The following is a 14918-nucleotide window of genomic DNA, read 5'->3' as shown; positions in this document are numbered from 1 at the left end:
TGCACGACAAAAAATGCCGGATAAGTGATTGGTTTTACCCAGTCATCTTATCCGGCATTTTATAACTTTGCCCTCCGATGAGGATTACAAAACTCCTTTTTTGTTTTTACGTTGCAAAAGTAGGATGTTTCCCATAAATAATCAAATGTTGGATTCTCTTTTTATCTTGACTTATCCGCATGTTGTGTGCAAATTGTGTGTAAATAAAAAATCAACGAAGTGCGAATCAATCGCACTTCGTTGATTTTCGTGAGCGGAAAACGGAAACCGAACCTTGGGTTTCTTTCCGTTATGTATCAATATGTTACGGCGTTCTTTGGTTTTTCAGGTCACCGATAAGTAGCTCACCTTTTGCACCTTGCTGCATTTCTATGCGTCAATACAAAGATACACAATCTTTTAGACAAAAACAAATCTTTTATTCTATATGCGTTGGCGGAGTAATTTATCGTACCCGTCGAAATCCATCAGGTCGAACGATTCCACCCGCTCCCCCGCTTCCCGCCGGGCGGCTATGATCTCCAACAGTTGCCGGAATTGCCGGAACCGTCTTATCGCGTCGGCCCCCGACGGGGTTGCCCGGCCTCCCGCCCACATATCATGCCTTACGGCATAGGCGTATGCGAACACCTTGAGCGAAAGGTGATCGTGGCGCGGCGTTTCCCGCAGGCGGAATATCAGGTCCGTATCGTCCGGGGTCGTCAGGTAATGATACCACCCCGGCGGCGGCTCGGACCGCCATTTGCGCACGAAGACCGTCGGCAGGTGTTCCGCCCGGATCACGAAATTGTTGCGCCGCAGGTAGGCAACGCTTTGCCGAATCTCCTGATAGGGATCGTAATAAGGGCCTCCGTATATTCGGTACTGCTTCCGGTCGGCCGGATAATGCAGGCTCGCATAGCCGGGATGGAGCAGTTCGTATTGCACGGGCAGCGGCACGGCCATATCCGTCAGCAGTTCGCGCAGCAGTCCGACCATCTGCGCCCCGGCATGGTGTTCTTGAAAAACAAGCAGGTCGCAACGCTCGATAAACAGCCGGAACAGATCCGGGGGCGAAAAACGCTCCGCGCACCGCTCCATCACCTCCCGACGATCCGCCGCGTCGATAATCGGGTTGCATTCGGCGGCTTTGCCGTACGAAACGTTTTGCAGATATTCCCGCCATTGCCGGGCCGTCAGCACGACGGCTACCTCCAACCCGGAGTGCTTCGCCCGTTGTTCCAAAAGGCAGGACGCAACCGACCGCTCGGCTTTGCCCGTCAGGGCGATCAGCACCCGGACGCGCGACATGGATTTCAGATAGTATGCGGCGAGTTGTTCGAAATACTGCGCCGTGCGGAAACCGCAGCCGCAGCCGTACAGGATGCCGAGGGTAAAGGCTGGTTCCATAGTTTGTGGTTGTCGGATTAAAAAGCGGATGCGGAGCCGAAACAATCAAGTGACGCAACTTCACAGATTGAAGAATTCGTTTCGGCCGCCCGCATCCGCAAAATAAAAAGGACGGCCGGGCACGGGATTACTTGCGTGTTACTACCAGATTTCAGGGCCATGTCCGCCGTCCTTGTGAAGCCCCCGGCAGACACGGAAATGCCCGCCGACCAAGGGCCGACGGATGCCAAAAACGCCTCTTTTCGATTGATTTGCCGTGACATAATACCGGGGTTGAGTTGTGGTGAGGCGCCCCGGATGGAAATAAAAAAGGGGCGCATTTGCAGCCCTCTTCGCAGGTCTTGGGAACCTTAATTCGGAAGCTGTCCTGCGCCCTTGTCTGCCCCGCCCGTAAAGGGCAGGACATAACAAGGACTGACAACTATTATACCCGAATTAAACAACCTCCGAAGAGGCTCCCAAGTTTGCAAAGAGTATAAAGAGTTGTTTACCCTTTATATGTTATGTCCGTCGGCTATGCCGAGTCGAGATAATTCCTTAAAGTTTGCATAGTAGTTGCTTGCCAGTTTGTTCCCGGACGGCTTCTGCCGCCCCTATACAACGAAACTGCTTCAAGGAATCGTGAAACAAATATACGAACAATTTCGAATCTAATACCAACGGGCCGTGTGTTTTTGGAAAAATCTTGCTAATTTTGTGGGTATGAAGAACTCCATCGACTTTCTGCCCGAACGCAAACAGCGGGATTTACGCGAATTGGCCGCACTGATCCGCGACGAGGTGAAAGATGTCGTTATGATTATCCTATACGGAAGTTATGCGGCGAATACCTATGTCGAACGCGACGAACGGCGCGACTATGGCGTGCGGACAATCTACATGAGCGACTACGATCTGCTGGTCGTTACCAAGCGTCGGCTGGGAGAACGGGAAAGCACGGTAGAGGCCCGCATAAGGGAGCGGTTTGCAGCCGGGAAGAACGACGAGAACCTGCCCCGACCCCAGATTATCAACGAAAGCATCTCCAAGCTGAACGACGCCCTGACGATGGGACGTTATTTCTACGTCGAGATCGTCGCAAAGGGAATCATGCTCTACGATTCGGGCGAATGTCAGTTAGCCACACCCGGAGAGTTGGATTATGCCGAGATAAAGAAAATGGCGGAAGAGTATTATGATGATAAGTTTTCCGATGGCCTTGATTTCTTTAAAGGAGCAAATTTTTACTACCAAGAGGAAAATTATCACATGACTGCTTTCATGTTGCACCAAGCAACAGAAAGTTTTCTAAAAACTATCCCGTTGGTTTATATTCTTTACGGTTATAAAGAACACGACCTGCAATTCCTGATCGAGAAGTGCAAGCCCTATACGCTGGAACTGGCAAAGGTATTCCCCTGCGACACGGACGAAGAAAAACGCCTGTTCGACCTGCTGCGCCGCGCCTATCTGGAGGCACGCTACAACAAAAAGAACTTCATCGTCACCAAAGCCGACATCGACGCCCTCGTCCCCAAGATCGAACTATTGCGCGACATTGTGGAAAAGGTCTGCAAAGAGCGGATCGCCGAATATTGCAGTTTTGCAGGATCGTCCCATCGGTAGAAATCATTTTTTATGAATAGAATTATACTTATAGGTAATGGTTTTGACTTAGCGCATGGCTTGAAGACTGGCTATAAGGATTTTATCGATTCGTATTGGGGTGAGGTTGCCGTTACAACCTATGATAAATATGTGGACTATTTCAGAAAATCGGTTGTAACTATCCCAGATTCCTATAATGACAATTTAATCAGTATTCGAATATACAATGGGAAAGCCTCGATCCCGGACAGAGTTATTTCATCTTGTGAATCCCATAATCGATATGGTGTATTATGCTCATCTATCAACAAATTGAACAAGAGTAATAAACGACCGTTTTCCGCCGAGTTAAAATTCAAAAATAACTTCTTTGAGCATATATCGAATCAGTGTTCGTTAGTAAATTGGGTTGACATTGAAAATGAATATTATGAAGCATTAAAGAAATTGCTTTTAGTGGAAGATGCTCAAACGCGAAGCATAAGTGTCAAGAAACTTAATAAAGAATTTGATGCTGTTAAAGGACTTCTGGAAAAATATCTTACGGAGGTATCCAAATCCGTAATCGAGGCAAAAGAGTCGATTACAGATGTGTTTAAGTCGAAAATAAGTCTTGATAATATAGCGGTTACTAAAAGCGACTTGTTTCGAGAGTCGGTTGTAGAATCTGCTCTATCTCATCAACCTGTTTCTACACACCCACAAACATATTATCCACATATGCTTGAAACAGTAAAGGAAATCGAGAGAAAAAAAATCAGGCAGTCAATGGGCACGGACTTTGTGCCTGACAAGATATTATTACTAAATTTCAACTACACCAATACAGCTGAAAAATTATATGTTAAAGGTGGAGCTTATGAAGTTATCAATATCCACGGAGAGCTGAACAATAAAAATAATCCCATAATTTTTGGATATGGCGATGAGTTGGATGATGACTATAAGACAATCGAAAAATTGCAGGACAATGATTTTTTAGAGAATATCAAGTCGATCAACTATCATAAGACAAGAAACTATCGACGATTATTAGATTTCATACACTCTGGGCTATATCAAGTGTTTGTAATGGGGCATTCCTGCGGCAATTCCGACCGGACTTTGCTAAACACACTTTTCGAACATGATAATTGCGTGTCTGTTAAGGTCTTTTATCACCAAATAGAAGCCGGTAAAGATGATTACAGCAATATAATACGGAATATCTCCCGTAACTTCAACGACAAAGCAAGAATGCGTGATACGGTAGTAAATTGGGAGGATTGTTCGCCATTAGTTCCTATTACCAATCAAGAAGTTTTAACTTAGAATTTTATCATAAAAATCAAACAATCTGTCGATAGAGCAAAAACAAGGAGTTCATTGCATTAACGAATTCCCCGTCCTCGTTTTCTCGTCGGGTAGCTTCTGACCTGCGGCCGTTCTTTCTGTTGCTGTTCCGGTTTCACCAGCGGCCTTGTGTCGGGTTTCACCTCTTGCGGCTGTTGCACGGATAATACGCACTCGGTCAGCATATCTTTCTGTCCGGGCTTTGGTTCCACCCCGAACCGGGAGCAGTAAACCGTTCCGTCCTGCTTGCGGAACGCCTTAATCAACCCCTGTTCGGAATACAACTGTTTCTGTTCCTGCACCGTCAGCCGACAGCCTTTGATTGCCATAACCAAGACGTGTAAAGGCTTCATTCCTGCGCCGCAGGGCGATAAGGGTGTATTGCAACCCTCCTGCATTGTAGAACCAGTTGCTTTGCGCATATTTTTTTGTGAGATCGCGGAGTAGTTCGATCTTGGAGATGAGGGCGTCGATGTCGGCTTTGGTGACGATGAAATTCTATTTGTTATAGCGGACTTCTAGATAGGCGCGCCGCAGCAGGTCGAAATCGGCGGTACGCGATTGACGCAGGAGCAATGGCGGCAGTTGCAGGAGAACCGGACGCTGCGAATAAGCGTTCGCCGCAGCGATGCAAATATGCTGCGCGAATACTGATTCATTATAACAGATGATAGAAATTCTTAGTTAGTAACCCGTTGGTTGAATTAAAAAGTTAGTAAAATGACAAATGAAAGGTTGTGCATATTTCTGGTTTTTAGTAACTTAATAGCATCCAAACTATTGAGTTCAAACCGTCGTATGCACAACTTCATCGAAAAATTCACAAAAATCAACGACATCTGCAAGAAATTTGCAGGAAATCGTGTAAATGAACATGGCAATGTATCTCGCCGTGGAGTTATTCCCACCTTTTCTGATTTGGAAGTTATAGCTCTTTCTCTTACAGCCGAAGCATTCGGTTATGACAGCGAGAACAACCTCTTTAAGAGATTGGCTGAATCTCCCGAACATATCCCTAACCTTATATCCAGAAGACAGTTCAACGTCCGTCGCAAACTCACGGCTTGTCTTGCAGAAGACATCCGCAGGGATATTGCCAAGAGCATAGACGGTGGGGAAAATGTCTTTGTGATAGACTCCAAGCCTGTCAAAGTATGCCAGCTGGCACGAGCCAAGCGTTGCGTTATGGGAAATGATAATCCGCAAAGCGCACCTTCCAAAGGCTTTTGCGCCTCCCAACAAATGTATTACTATGGGTATAAGCTCCACGCTATCTGTGGAATAAGTGGTGTTATTCACTCTTATGATATAACGGCTGCAAATGTTCATGATATACATTATCTGGATGATGCAAAGTGGGATTATCACGACTGTCTTATGCTTGGAGATAAGGGGTATTTAAGTGCTGAGGTGCAACAAGACCTTTTCGAAACGGCTCATATCAAGCTTGAAGTCCCGTATCGCTTGAACCAAAAGAATTGGAGAAATCCTTCGTGGGCTTACAGGCGTTTCAGGAAGCGAATCGAAACCGTTTTCTCTCAACTTAACGACCAATTCATGATGGTACGCAATTATGCAAAGCAGACAGGCGGACTGTTTACACGTACTGCCGCAAAAATCGCTGCTATGACCGTGCTGCAATACATCAACTTCTGTAACCATCGTAAAATTGGTCTTGTTAAAGATGCTTTATTTTAATTCAACCAACGGGTTCAAGTAAGAATTTTTCAATGCTTGATATGGGGGTAAAAGCAATATTCAAATCTTTATATTTCCCTTTTCGGATGTATTTTTCATTGCATACATCTGCTATATCACCATCTAAAATACTGATAATAGATTTATTATATCCTAGCAACCCTGAATGGAACATTTCTGACTGTAATGCAAGGGTATTTTCCCAACCGCCACAGGGAACAATGCAAATAAGTTTAGATTTGCATAAATTATATTTTCTTTGCACCCATTCTACAATACCTTTTGCAAGATTATCTTCAACTAAAATGAGTAAATCATATCCATCAAACATGGAAATATTACGTGTTGCATAACAAGGATAGCATGGATTTACAACTTCAACACTTCCATTTGGATGTTTTTGTAGATAATAGATATTTGCAGGAGCTATATGTTTAATTAAATCAGTTGAGTGAGTCGAAAAATAAATAGCAATTCCTCGATCTCTAGACATTTGTTCAAGAAATTGGATCAATCTTACCAATGCTTGCGGGTGTAAAGCCAACTCTATTTCATCTAAAAGAACAATAAACCCAGCTTCTCGCGCTTTTTTCACAAGTTGGTAGTGTATAGAATGCAATAATGGGATTAATAAATTTTCACCAGTACTTAGACTAAATTGACTGATCAATTCATCACCATCTTTAATGAAATATGGTGACCCACCTTTAAATTTATTTTTAAAACGACTATTATTACTTTTTAGTCGATATAGCGACGAATAGAATTTAGCATCATTCTGAAGAATAATGCCTAAATGTTCTTTAACAAAAGGATCTGCTAATGTTAAATCCTCAATAGTAACTTTTAATGCATTATTTAAAGCAGAATAATTTGTATCTCTAAATCTATTGCCGTGAATAATACTACCCTCATAAAATCCATGCAAATCAAAATCACCATCAAAATTCCAATGAGATTCATCTCGTCTAGTAATTTTTAATACTTTATCGTCACATTTACATTCAATAATAGAGTCTGCAGTGCTACTTTGAAAATACATATGTATCGTATTTCTATAAAAAATAGTTGATATTGCAGCCATAATTGTACTCTTTCCTGTTGCATTTTTACCTGTAATAGCATAAATTCCAGGCTTAAGGTTTAAATCAATAGTTAATGATTTAATGCCTCTCAAATTCTGAATCTGTAGATTTAGGATATTCGTCATGGGTAAATAATTGTTTAAGATTATAACAAAAATATAATAAAAAATACAAATACACAAAATGATATGATGCGAAAGATAAACATTTACCCCCAGATCATATATCGTAGCGTTCTAAGATATTTTTTACGTAAAATAATTTGCATCCCTCAGCATTTTATGATTATTATAATATTTTTCTCCGTTTTCTCGGTGAATAGGTTTTGACCTGCGGCCTCGGTTTTTGTTGCTGTCCCGGTTTCATCTGCGGCTTTGTGTCGGGCTTCACCTCTTGCAGCTGTTGCACGGATAATACGCACTCGGTCAGCATATCTTTCTGTCCGGGCTTTGATTCCACCCCGAACCGGGATCGGTAAACCGTTCCGTCCTGCTTGCGGAACGCCTTAATCAACCCCTGCTCGGAATACAACTGTTTCTGTTCCTGCACCGTCAGCCGACAGCCTTTTATCGCCGTAACCAATTCACGGATAAAGGCTTCATCCCTGCGCCGCAGGGCGATAAGGGTGTATTGCACCCCTCCTGCATTGTCGAACCAGTATTCGCGCAGCATATTTGCATCGCTGCGGCGAACGATTATCCGCAGCGTCCGGTTCTCCTGCAACTTCCGCCATTGCTCCTGCGTAAATCGTGTACCGCCGATTTCGACCTGCTGCGGTGCGGAGGGTTGCGGCATGGCCGGGGCTGATTGCCTTTGCTCCGGCTGTTGTGTAGCAGGTTGCAGGCGGGGCGCTTCTTCCCGTTTGACCTGCGGCGGTTGCGGCTTTTCTTCTTTCCGCGGCTTCGGCGTTGTGTTGCGTTCCTGCTCCCGCCGTCTTTCCCGCATGTATTTGATCTCCTCGTCGGCCGCTTCCCGTGCCAACGTCTCGACCCGTTCGCGGATCGTCTTCGACAATCCGGCATAGCTAAATTTGCGGTCTACCTGCGAGCCTTTGAATGTCAGTCCGTCTTTGGTAAAGGTTACGCCCTGAACCGCTTTCTTCGGGTCGTTGCCCCGGTGGATGAACTGCATGCCGATCCTCTGCCGTTTCAGCTTGGCCGACAGGTCGGCGATCCGGTCGCATTTGGGCAGGATGCGGGTTATGGCGTCGAACACCTCCTGCCGCACTCTGTCGGGGCCGTGGAGCCGTTCGGTCTTTATGTTCTGCCTGCCGTTGGAGAATGTCAGCCCGTATCGGCGTTTAAGCTGTTTGCAGACTTTGACGTTCCGGCGGCGTTCGTTCTTATCCGCCACAAGCGTCCGGTCGTATTTCACCCGGTTGTAGATAATATGCAGGTGGGGATGTTCCGTGTCGTTGTGCCGGGCGACGATATACTGCGTATCGGCGATTCCCATGCACACCATGTAGGCCGCCGCCAGTTCCCGCATCCGATCGTCGGTCAGCGTCGGCGCATCGTCCCGGTGGAACGAGAGCGAGATATGCCCCACGACCTTTGCGATCTCCCGGCGGGCCTTGCGCTGGAAATTGAAGTCGTCGATTATCGACCGGATGCTTTCGGTATCTACCCCGTCGCTATCCAGCAGGCGGACTTTCTCTTTCCTGAGGACATACTCGACGGCTCCGCCGAACGATTTGCCCGTTACGATTTTTCCTATCATTGCTACTCTCTTTTCAGTTTGGCAATCATCCGATTGTAAAACCGGATGATCCGGATCAGTTCCGCTTCCCGCGTTGCGGCTCCTGCGGCGTTCTGGACTTTGGCAAGTTGATTCAGGTTGTTCTTCTCGCGGGTCAGCTCGGCAATCAGGCCCAGTTCTTCGGGGCTGGCCGGGGCGATGACTTTTCCGGCAAGCACCATTTGCCGGGCGTATTCCGACAGGGTCAGCCTGCTTTTCGCTGCGCTTTGTTGCAGGGTTTGCATCTGGGCGGCCGTTACGCGGAAACGGACGGTTTCGGAGTGTTTTGCGGCGGCGGTTTTGGGCGGTCTGCCGCCCTTGTTCTTTCGGTTCTCGGCCATGTGCGAACCCGTGTTAGTTCAGCGCATGGCCGCACGTCCGACCGCTGCCGGATGACCGGGTAAAACCCGTGAAGCGGGCACGGTTGTAAACCCGCGTCGCAGACGCCCCGAATCCCAAGCCCGCGGCGACCGCAGGGAGCGGCGGGCGTTTCGGAATGCGACCCGCACCGGGAGCAGTCCGAATGGGATGGCCTCGCAGAGCAAGGTTGTTTGAAGTGGTCGCAAAAAACGTCGGAGACGGATTTTTGTGGCACGAAAACACAACCTTGCTTCCTCCCGTTTCGGGAGCGGTCGATGCCGGGGCCGAAGCCCCGGACACGGCACGCCGAAGCTGGCCCGCAAGACCCGCCGGATATAGTCGGCGGAGGCTTAGGGCGGCAAAGGCGGGACGTATCGCATCGACGCTCACGCAAAGGCGCAGGCGGACAGAGCGGGAAAGTCAGTACCCCGAAAGGCGGGAGATCGGAGAGCTGATTTCAGGGCGGGCGGCTCTTCACGACGGGCGGAAGATCGCCGGAGTGGAATGGATGGTTCGGGTAGTCATAAATGTGTCGGATTTTAAGATTTGCGGCGAAGATAATACACAATTTTCCAATCTGTTACATGCCTGATATTATTGCGCCCTGCTGCGCGGAACTGCTCCGTAGTATGGACAAAACCTCCGGATGTTTGATTTTGGCACTGATACCCCGAAACTGCGGCTGATTTTGTCCGGTTTTCGGGGTCAATTAGCACCGTTCATAACCGTTCACTCCCCGGACAGCACCAAGTCGGGACGCTGCCCTTATCTTGCCGCCAAGTTTGCAGGAGTACCGAGGAGAGAGTCCGGGGAGTTATGCTGCGGAATCCGCCCGATTCATGGGGCCAATTAGGGCGATTGAGGGAGAACGAGGGCGTAAACAGCATCAAAACAACGGGGCGTCCCTTATATTGCCGTCGGATTTGCAGGAGCATCGAAGGCAGACGGTCTGGGCGGCATGGAGCGGCCATATATCCGGAAACCTTCGGTTCGGTATTACCTTGCAAATGAAATTTATTATTAACCTATTTAATTCAAATTTTTATGACAAGTATTTGTATGGACGAGCGCGTATGAAAAGCGCTCACGGAACGGCTGAAAACATTGGCTGCTCAATCACAACGAACCGGGAAGCGTTATAACCCGCCGTCGCCCGACGGCTGACTGGACGGGGCGGAGGTTTGTCAGCGATTGCGGATTTCCAAACGCACGCTCCAAAGCTACCGCGACAAGCGGGTACTGCCCTATTCGAATGTCGGCGGTAAGTTCTTCTACCGGGAAGCTGATGTAACCGGGTTTCTGCGGACGCGGACAATCAGAAAAGGGGTGTAACATGAAATCGGACTATTTAACGATGGAGAGCGAGGAAGTCCGGGAGTTGCTCGCTATGATCGACCGGGCCGAAGAAACCCTGCAACTGGCCGATAAGAACTATCATCCTCCGGTCGGGGCGGAGAACAACCTGACGGGCAGCGAGGTTTGCGATCTGCTGCACATCTCTCCCCGAACCTTGCAGACGCTCCGCGATACGCGGCAGATACCGTTTGTCGCAATAAGCGAGCGTAACATCCTCTATCCCGAATCAGCGATTCGGGAAACGCTGACAAAGAATTACAGACCTGCTCAAGACCCATTTTAGGTTGGTGTAAATGAAAAGGCGGGGCGCATCAGGGATCATTCCGAATCCCGTGCGCCCCGCCTTTCTTCGTGTATTATCATGCCGGATTAGCGAAGATACTGCCGATCTTCTGCATCTCCCGGCCGATCAAGCCCTCCGAGAATTTCGCGTAATGCCGGGTCATATTCGTATTGGTATGGCCTAAAATCTTCGCCAGCACATCTATCGGCATCCCATACTCCACGGCAAGGCAGGCGAACGTATGCCGGGCGACGTGCGTCGTCAGCGTCTTGTCGATATTGCAGATGCCCGCCAGTTCTTTCAGATAGGCGTTCATCTTCGAATTGCTCGGTACGGGCAGCATCTTTCCGCGCTGTCTGCAATTCGGGTCGTGTTCGTACTTTCGCAGAAGTTTCACCGGGTGCGGCAACAAAGGGATGCGGCTCATTACGGCGGTTTTCTCGCGGGGCTTGTGAATCCACAACTGCCCGCTATCATCCGCGCTGATATGTTCCGGGCGCAGGTGGTCGGCATCCGTAAAGGCAAGTCCCGTCAGACAGCAGAACGCGAACACGTCCCGGATGCGTTCTATCCGCTCGTTGGGCATCGGTTTGGTTATCAAAACATCCAATTCCGCTTTGGTCAGATGGTCTTTCGACTTGTTGTGTTCGGGTTTCAGTTTGTAGTACTGAAACGGATTCTTTTCGATCCACTCGTTGCGGATAGCGTACAGCATAAAGTTTTTCAGGCAACACAACAGATTGACCGCACCGTTGGTCTTGCAGTTATGGGCCGTCTGGATAAAGGTGTTCAGTCCGTCGAGGTATTCGTAATTCACCCTGTCCAGCGGAATATCTTCCTTTTTATACTGCGCCTGCATATACTCTTTCAGGTAGCGAAGCAGGCGGTGATACTTGTTCGCCGTGAGTTGGGTGATACGTGTTCCGACCTCTTTCTGCCGTTTGTCGCAATACTTCCCGAACTCGGCAAGAAACAGACGTGCATTGCCCGCGGGGTTTTCAAGCCGGTGTTTGATAGCAAAGCACGTCGCCTCTTTGCCCTCCTTGATTAACTGGTCATAGGCCGCGAGGACATTGGCCCGGTAGCTGGCGACGATGCTGTTGATCTGTTGGTCTATCTCGTCCTTATAGAGAGACCGTTCAAGCCGTTGGTTCCAACGCTCCGGTTCGATTTGGCATCGCGTGTAAATCTCCGTAGCCGTGCCGCAGGTCTTGATGCGCACATAGATCGGAGCCTTACCCTTTTTCGTTACTTTGGTCTTCTTGCAGAAGAAAACCACGTTAAAAGTCTTTCTTTCCATACTGCTGTAAATGGTTTGTGAGTAATACGTTTACAGCATAGAATTGTTGCGGGGCAAAAAGCTGATAATTAATGCAATAACTTACATTAGTGACCTATTTTAGGTGTGAGCGAAACAGGTCACCGATAAGGTCGTAAAAACCTGCATTCCGTTGCTTTTTTCAGCTTCGACCTGAAAACGAAAAAACCTTACATATCATTGATACATAAGGTTTTTGCTCTTTATTTCCGCCTCTTTCTCAAGGCCCCAAGAGCGGAAAACGGGACTCGGACCCGCGACCTCAACCTTGGCAAGGTTGCGCTCTCAAGCCCCCAAAACGCTACGCGTTTAGGGGTAACCAACTGAGCTATTTCCTTTTACGACGATTTTCTCGAATGTGTTTTACCATGTTTTTCGCATTGGTTAAACGGATGGTTAAACATTTGCGTCTGTCTACTGGTTTGTAAATGATTGTTAATTAAAGAATTGTTTAATGGGCTAAATAAGTTCTGTAACACGTTCTTTCTTGTTATTCATTGGCATAGTGAATTTATAGTTTTCAAATAAAAATTCCCGACCGTTAAGCCGAGAATTTGTGTTTGTCTACTGAAAGCAAAGGAAAACGCCGCATTTTTTCGGCCCTCTTTCCCTATTCTTTAAGATACGACGCAATTTAACTCCAAACTAATTGCTATCTATTTTTAATTCTATCTCATTCATTGTTTGATAAAATCGGACCAACTTTTTCAAAGGGTCTATTATAAGCCCCCTTGTCAAAGTCGGTCCTTTTTCTTCACCCAACAATCAGTAAGGCAAATATGGGGAGTAGATAGGTTTTCATCGTATCATCGAATGTGATTATCAAACTCAAGTATAATCGTTAATATATCATCGGGTAGATATTCTTTGGCATTATAAACAATCTCATCAGGGATGCCATAGTATGCCGCCGCGATGCCGCCTGTCATGCAAGCAATGGTATCACTATCCCCTCCTAAAGAAACTGCCAGACGAATTGCCGATTCGTAATCCGAACTTTCCAAAAAGGCGATTATCGCTTCGGGACATGAACCTTGACACGTCATGTTAAACTCATAAATCGGTCGTATTTCATTGCAGGTTCGATGTAGGTTATAATCGAAAGTAGATTCGATATAATCGCGTATTTCCGTTTTGGCTATTTGTTGACGTGCCAAAAAAACAGATGCGGCGATAGCTTGCGCTCCTTTGATTCCTTCGGGATGATTGTGTGTCAATTCTGCCGATTGCTTTGCTAAATCCAACGCTTCATCGAGTGTTTGTGCAAAATATCCACAAGGACTGACCCTCATTGCGCTACCGTTGCCATAGCTATTGTAAGGCTCTTTATTTCTCCATATAAACAGCCATTGCCAAAACTTGCTCCCATAACCACGATTCGGATATTTTGCGGCCCAATCTTTCATTGCATCGACTAATGATTCTCCATGTAATAACCAATCAGCAATAGCAATAGTCATTACCGTATCGTCTGTAAATTTATTGGACGGCGTAAACAGGTTGAAGATTGTCGATTTATGATTATTCCACTCAAACCGAGAACCGACAATATCGCCTATTATTGCCCCAAGAAGGCCGCCTTTGTAGATTCTGGTTTTTCTTTTTCTTATGAGTTCACTTAATAAACTAATCATTGCTTGTTCATCCGTTTCATCATGCTTTAATATCAAACGGTAATCCTGACAATAAGCATCAAAGCGATCTAAAGTTTCATCATCGGATTTTCTGCCGTAGAGCCACCTCAAAGAGCGTTTCATCCGAGCACGTTTGTGGAGAATATCAGTTACTTCTTTAACTGCTAACTGGTAGGCAATATTATAATCCTCTTCGTTCCCTCCATAACCTCCACCCAACTCGACCGCTCGAAATCGGTAAAGAGCTGATTTTGGAAAAAGATTATCCTCTGTATGATATTTAAAAGCGTTGCAAATCTCAATAGAAGCGCTGGCGTACTTTCCTTGTCTCTGGTATATTTTCGCAAGTGCCATATAAGCATCCGCATCTTCGGGGTATTTTTCAAGCCATGATCGAAGTGCCGTTATTTTCTCTTTGTCTATGTTTATTGTCTTATCTCGCTCCATAGCTTCATTATAAGTTTCTCTAATCCCCTTTTGCAACGTGGAGTAATTCATTTAAAGGATAGGTGACGCAATTATGAAATATTCTGTTTATATAGCCCTTGAAGATTATGTCACTCGAATAAATAGCCTATTTACTTGCGGATTATAATATCCCTTTGAATATTCTTAGAGCTTTATATAGTACTCTTGTAGGGATTTCATCCAAAGAGAAACAGCCATAATCAGGAGGAAATGAATGATAGTAGTCTACCCAACACTCCAGTTGGTTGTTTTTATATACAATTTTATCAAGCAACCCCCAAAAACCCTGATACTGAAAACACAAATCATATTTTTTAAAAATGTCATTAAGACTCTTCCTTTGTGTATTTAAATCATTCTTTATGGCTTCGTAGTATCCTTTGTGCCTTAAGAGTAATTTATACTTTTCATTATAGTCTTCAGACCTAACAAGAGATTTCAGATCTTTGATAATTTCATCTCTAAATGTATCAAGTATTTCTTCCATTTCCTTGTCTTTGTCTTTAATGGCAGATTTATATTGCCTTTTAGTATATAGCCACATAATATTATAATGTAAGTATCAGTATGCAGTTCTTCATTTTCTGTGACGCAATTATTATCGCGTGGATAGTCTGACCAACTTTTTCAAAAGGTCTATATTAAGACCCCTTGACAAAGTCGGTCCTAAA

At 46.2% G+C, this 14918-nt stretch carries 13 protein-coding genes and 1 tRNA gene; 5 read left to right on the top strand and 9 right to left on the bottom strand.

Annotation, left to right across the window (positions count from 1 at the left end):
• Nucleotides 1-423: 423 nt before the first annotated feature.
• Nucleotides 424-1389 (bottom strand): hypothetical protein, encoded by a 966-nt coding sequence (locus NQ519_RS15580; RefSeq protein ID WP_019150239.1) that lies wholly within the window; start codon nt 1387-1389, stop codon nt 424-426.
• Between the two features lie 702 nt (nt 1390-2091).
• Here NQ519_RS15580 and NQ519_RS15575 point away from each other — a divergent pair.
• Nucleotides 2092-2994 carry a HEPN domain-containing protein gene (locus NQ519_RS15575; protein WP_019150240.1) on the top strand — a complete coding sequence of 301 codons (903 nt, stop codon included), beginning with the start codon at nt 2092-2094 and terminating at the stop codon, nt 2992-2994.
• Between the two features lie 12 nt (nt 2995-3006).
• The gene (locus NQ519_RS15570) at nt 3007-4287 is read left to right on the top strand and encodes an AbiH family protein (RefSeq protein ID WP_019150241.1); all 1281 of its coding nucleotides are present in this window, start codon (nt 3007-3009) and stop codon (nt 4285-4287) included.
• 59 nt (nt 4288-4346) lie between these two features.
• On the opposite strand, the gene NQ519_RS15565 is transcribed toward NQ519_RS15570, so the two are convergent.
• Complete coding sequence (locus NQ519_RS15565) at nt 4347-4637, bottom strand: hypothetical protein (protein ID WP_147513156.1); 291 nt, start codon at nt 4635-4637, stop codon at nt 4347-4349.
• A gap of 391 nt (nt 4638-5028) precedes the next feature.
• Between NQ519_RS15565 and NQ519_RS15560 the strand changes: the two genes are divergently transcribed.
• Nucleotides 5029-6006 carry an IS982 family transposase gene (locus NQ519_RS15560; protein ID WP_009598283.1) on the top strand — a complete coding sequence of 326 codons (978 nt, stop codon included), beginning with the start codon at nt 5029-5031 and terminating at the stop codon, nt 6004-6006.
• A gap of 1 nt (nt 6007) precedes the next feature.
• Here the strand turns inward: NQ519_RS15560 and NQ519_RS15555 are convergent, their stop codons facing one another.
• From NQ519_RS15555 to NQ519_RS15545, 3 genes are all read right to left on the bottom strand, one after another.
• On the bottom strand, nt 6008-7216 hold the full coding sequence (locus tag NQ519_RS15555) for an ATP-dependent nuclease (protein WP_227901070.1): 1209 nt from the start codon (nt 7214-7216) through the stop codon (nt 6008-6010).
• A gap of 163 nt (nt 7217-7379) precedes the next feature.
• Nucleotides 7380-8810, bottom strand: a complete 1431-nt coding sequence (locus NQ519_RS15550) for a relaxase/mobilization nuclease domain-containing protein (RefSeq protein WP_019150244.1) — start codon at nt 8808-8810, stop codon at nt 7380-7382.
• Nucleotides 8811-8812: 2 nt separating this feature from the next.
• A complete protein-coding gene (locus NQ519_RS15545; RefSeq protein WP_019150245.1) occupies nt 8813-9169 on the bottom strand; it encodes a plasmid mobilization protein in 357 nt (118 codons plus the stop codon).
• Between the two features lie 1183 nt (nt 9170-10352).
• Here NQ519_RS15545 and NQ519_RS15540 point away from each other — a divergent pair.
• Nucleotides 10353-10520 carry a helix-turn-helix domain-containing protein gene (locus tag NQ519_RS15540; RefSeq protein WP_044118606.1) on the top strand — a complete coding sequence of 56 codons (168 nt, stop codon included), beginning with the start codon at nt 10353-10355 and terminating at the stop codon, nt 10518-10520.
• A gap of 22 nt (nt 10521-10542) precedes the next feature.
• The gene (locus NQ519_RS15535; protein WP_227901071.1) at nt 10543-10827 is read left to right on the top strand and encodes a helix-turn-helix domain-containing protein; all 285 of its coding nucleotides are present in this window, start codon (nt 10543-10545) and stop codon (nt 10825-10827) included.
• Nucleotides 10828-10903: 76 nt separating this feature from the next.
• Here NQ519_RS15535 and NQ519_RS15530 read toward each other — a convergent pair whose 3' ends face one another.
• From NQ519_RS15530 to NQ519_RS15515, 4 genes are all read right to left on the bottom strand, one after another.
• Entirely contained in the window at nt 10904-12127 is a 1224-nt protein-coding gene (locus NQ519_RS15530) for a site-specific integrase (protein WP_019150247.1), read from the bottom strand.
• A gap of 254 nt (nt 12128-12381) precedes the next feature.
• Nucleotides 12382-12483, bottom strand: a tRNA-Gly gene (locus NQ519_RS15525).
• Nucleotides 12484-12951: 468 nt separating this feature from the next.
• A complete protein-coding gene (locus NQ519_RS15520; RefSeq protein ID WP_019150248.1) occupies nt 12952-14277 on the bottom strand; it encodes an ADP-ribosylglycohydrolase family protein in 1326 nt (441 codons plus the stop codon).
• Nucleotides 14278-14368: 91 nt separating this feature from the next.
• On the bottom strand, nt 14369-14791 hold the full coding sequence (locus tag NQ519_RS15515) for a hypothetical protein (RefSeq protein WP_019150249.1): 423 nt from the start codon (nt 14789-14791) through the stop codon (nt 14369-14371).
• Nucleotides 14792-14918: the final 127 nt, after the last annotated feature.

Source organism: Alistipes senegalensis JC50 (assembly GCF_025145645.1).
GTDB lineage: Bacteria > Bacteroidota > Bacteroidia > Bacteroidales > Rikenellaceae > Alistipes > Alistipes senegalensis.
The sequence above is the reverse complement of the archived record's forward strand: the minus strand, read 5'-3'. Positions and strand labels throughout refer to the sequence as shown.

Bases quoted from the DNA above. Each gene is read 5' to 3' on its own strand.
- NQ519_RS15530 (WP_019150247.1), bottom strand. From the start codon at position 12,127: ATGGAAAGAAAGACTTTTAACGTGGTTTTCTTCTGCAAGAAGACCAAA.
- NQ519_RS15565 (WP_147513156.1), bottom strand. From the start codon at position 4,637: ATGGCAATCAAAGGCTGTCGGCTGACGGTGCAGGAACAGAAACAGTTG.
- NQ519_RS15580 (WP_019150239.1), bottom strand. From the start codon at position 1,389: ATGGAACCAGCCTTTACCCTCGGCATCCTGTACGGCTGCGGCTGCGGT.
- NQ519_RS15515 (WP_019150249.1), bottom strand. From the start codon at position 14,791: ATGTGGCTATATACTAAAAGGCAATATAAATCTGCCATTAAAGACAAA.
- NQ519_RS15560 (WP_009598283.1), top strand. From the start codon at position 5,029: ATGACAAATGAAAGGTTGTGCATATTTCTGGTTTTTAGTAACTTAATA.
- NQ519_RS15555 (WP_227901070.1), bottom strand. From the start codon at position 7,216: ATGACGAATATCCTAAATCTACAGATTCAGAATTTGAGAGGCATTAAA.
- NQ519_RS15545 (WP_019150245.1), bottom strand. From the start codon at position 9,169: ATGGCCGAGAACCGAAAGAACAAGGGCGGCAGACCGCCCAAAACCGCC.
- NQ519_RS15535 (WP_227901071.1), top strand. From the start codon at position 10,543: ATGGAGAGCGAGGAAGTCCGGGAGTTGCTCGCTATGATCGACCGGGCC.
- NQ519_RS15550 (WP_019150244.1), bottom strand. From the start codon at position 8,810: ATGATAGGAAAAATCGTAACGGGCAAATCGTTCGGCGGAGCCGTCGAG.
- NQ519_RS15575 (WP_019150240.1), top strand. From the start codon at position 2,092: ATGAAGAACTCCATCGACTTTCTGCCCGAACGCAAACAGCGGGATTTA.
- NQ519_RS15520 (WP_019150248.1), bottom strand. From the start codon at position 14,277: ATGAATTACTCCACGTTGCAAAAGGGGATTAGAGAAACTTATAATGAA.
- NQ519_RS15570 (WP_019150241.1), top strand. From the start codon at position 3,007: ATGAATAGAATTATACTTATAGGTAATGGTTTTGACTTAGCGCATGGC.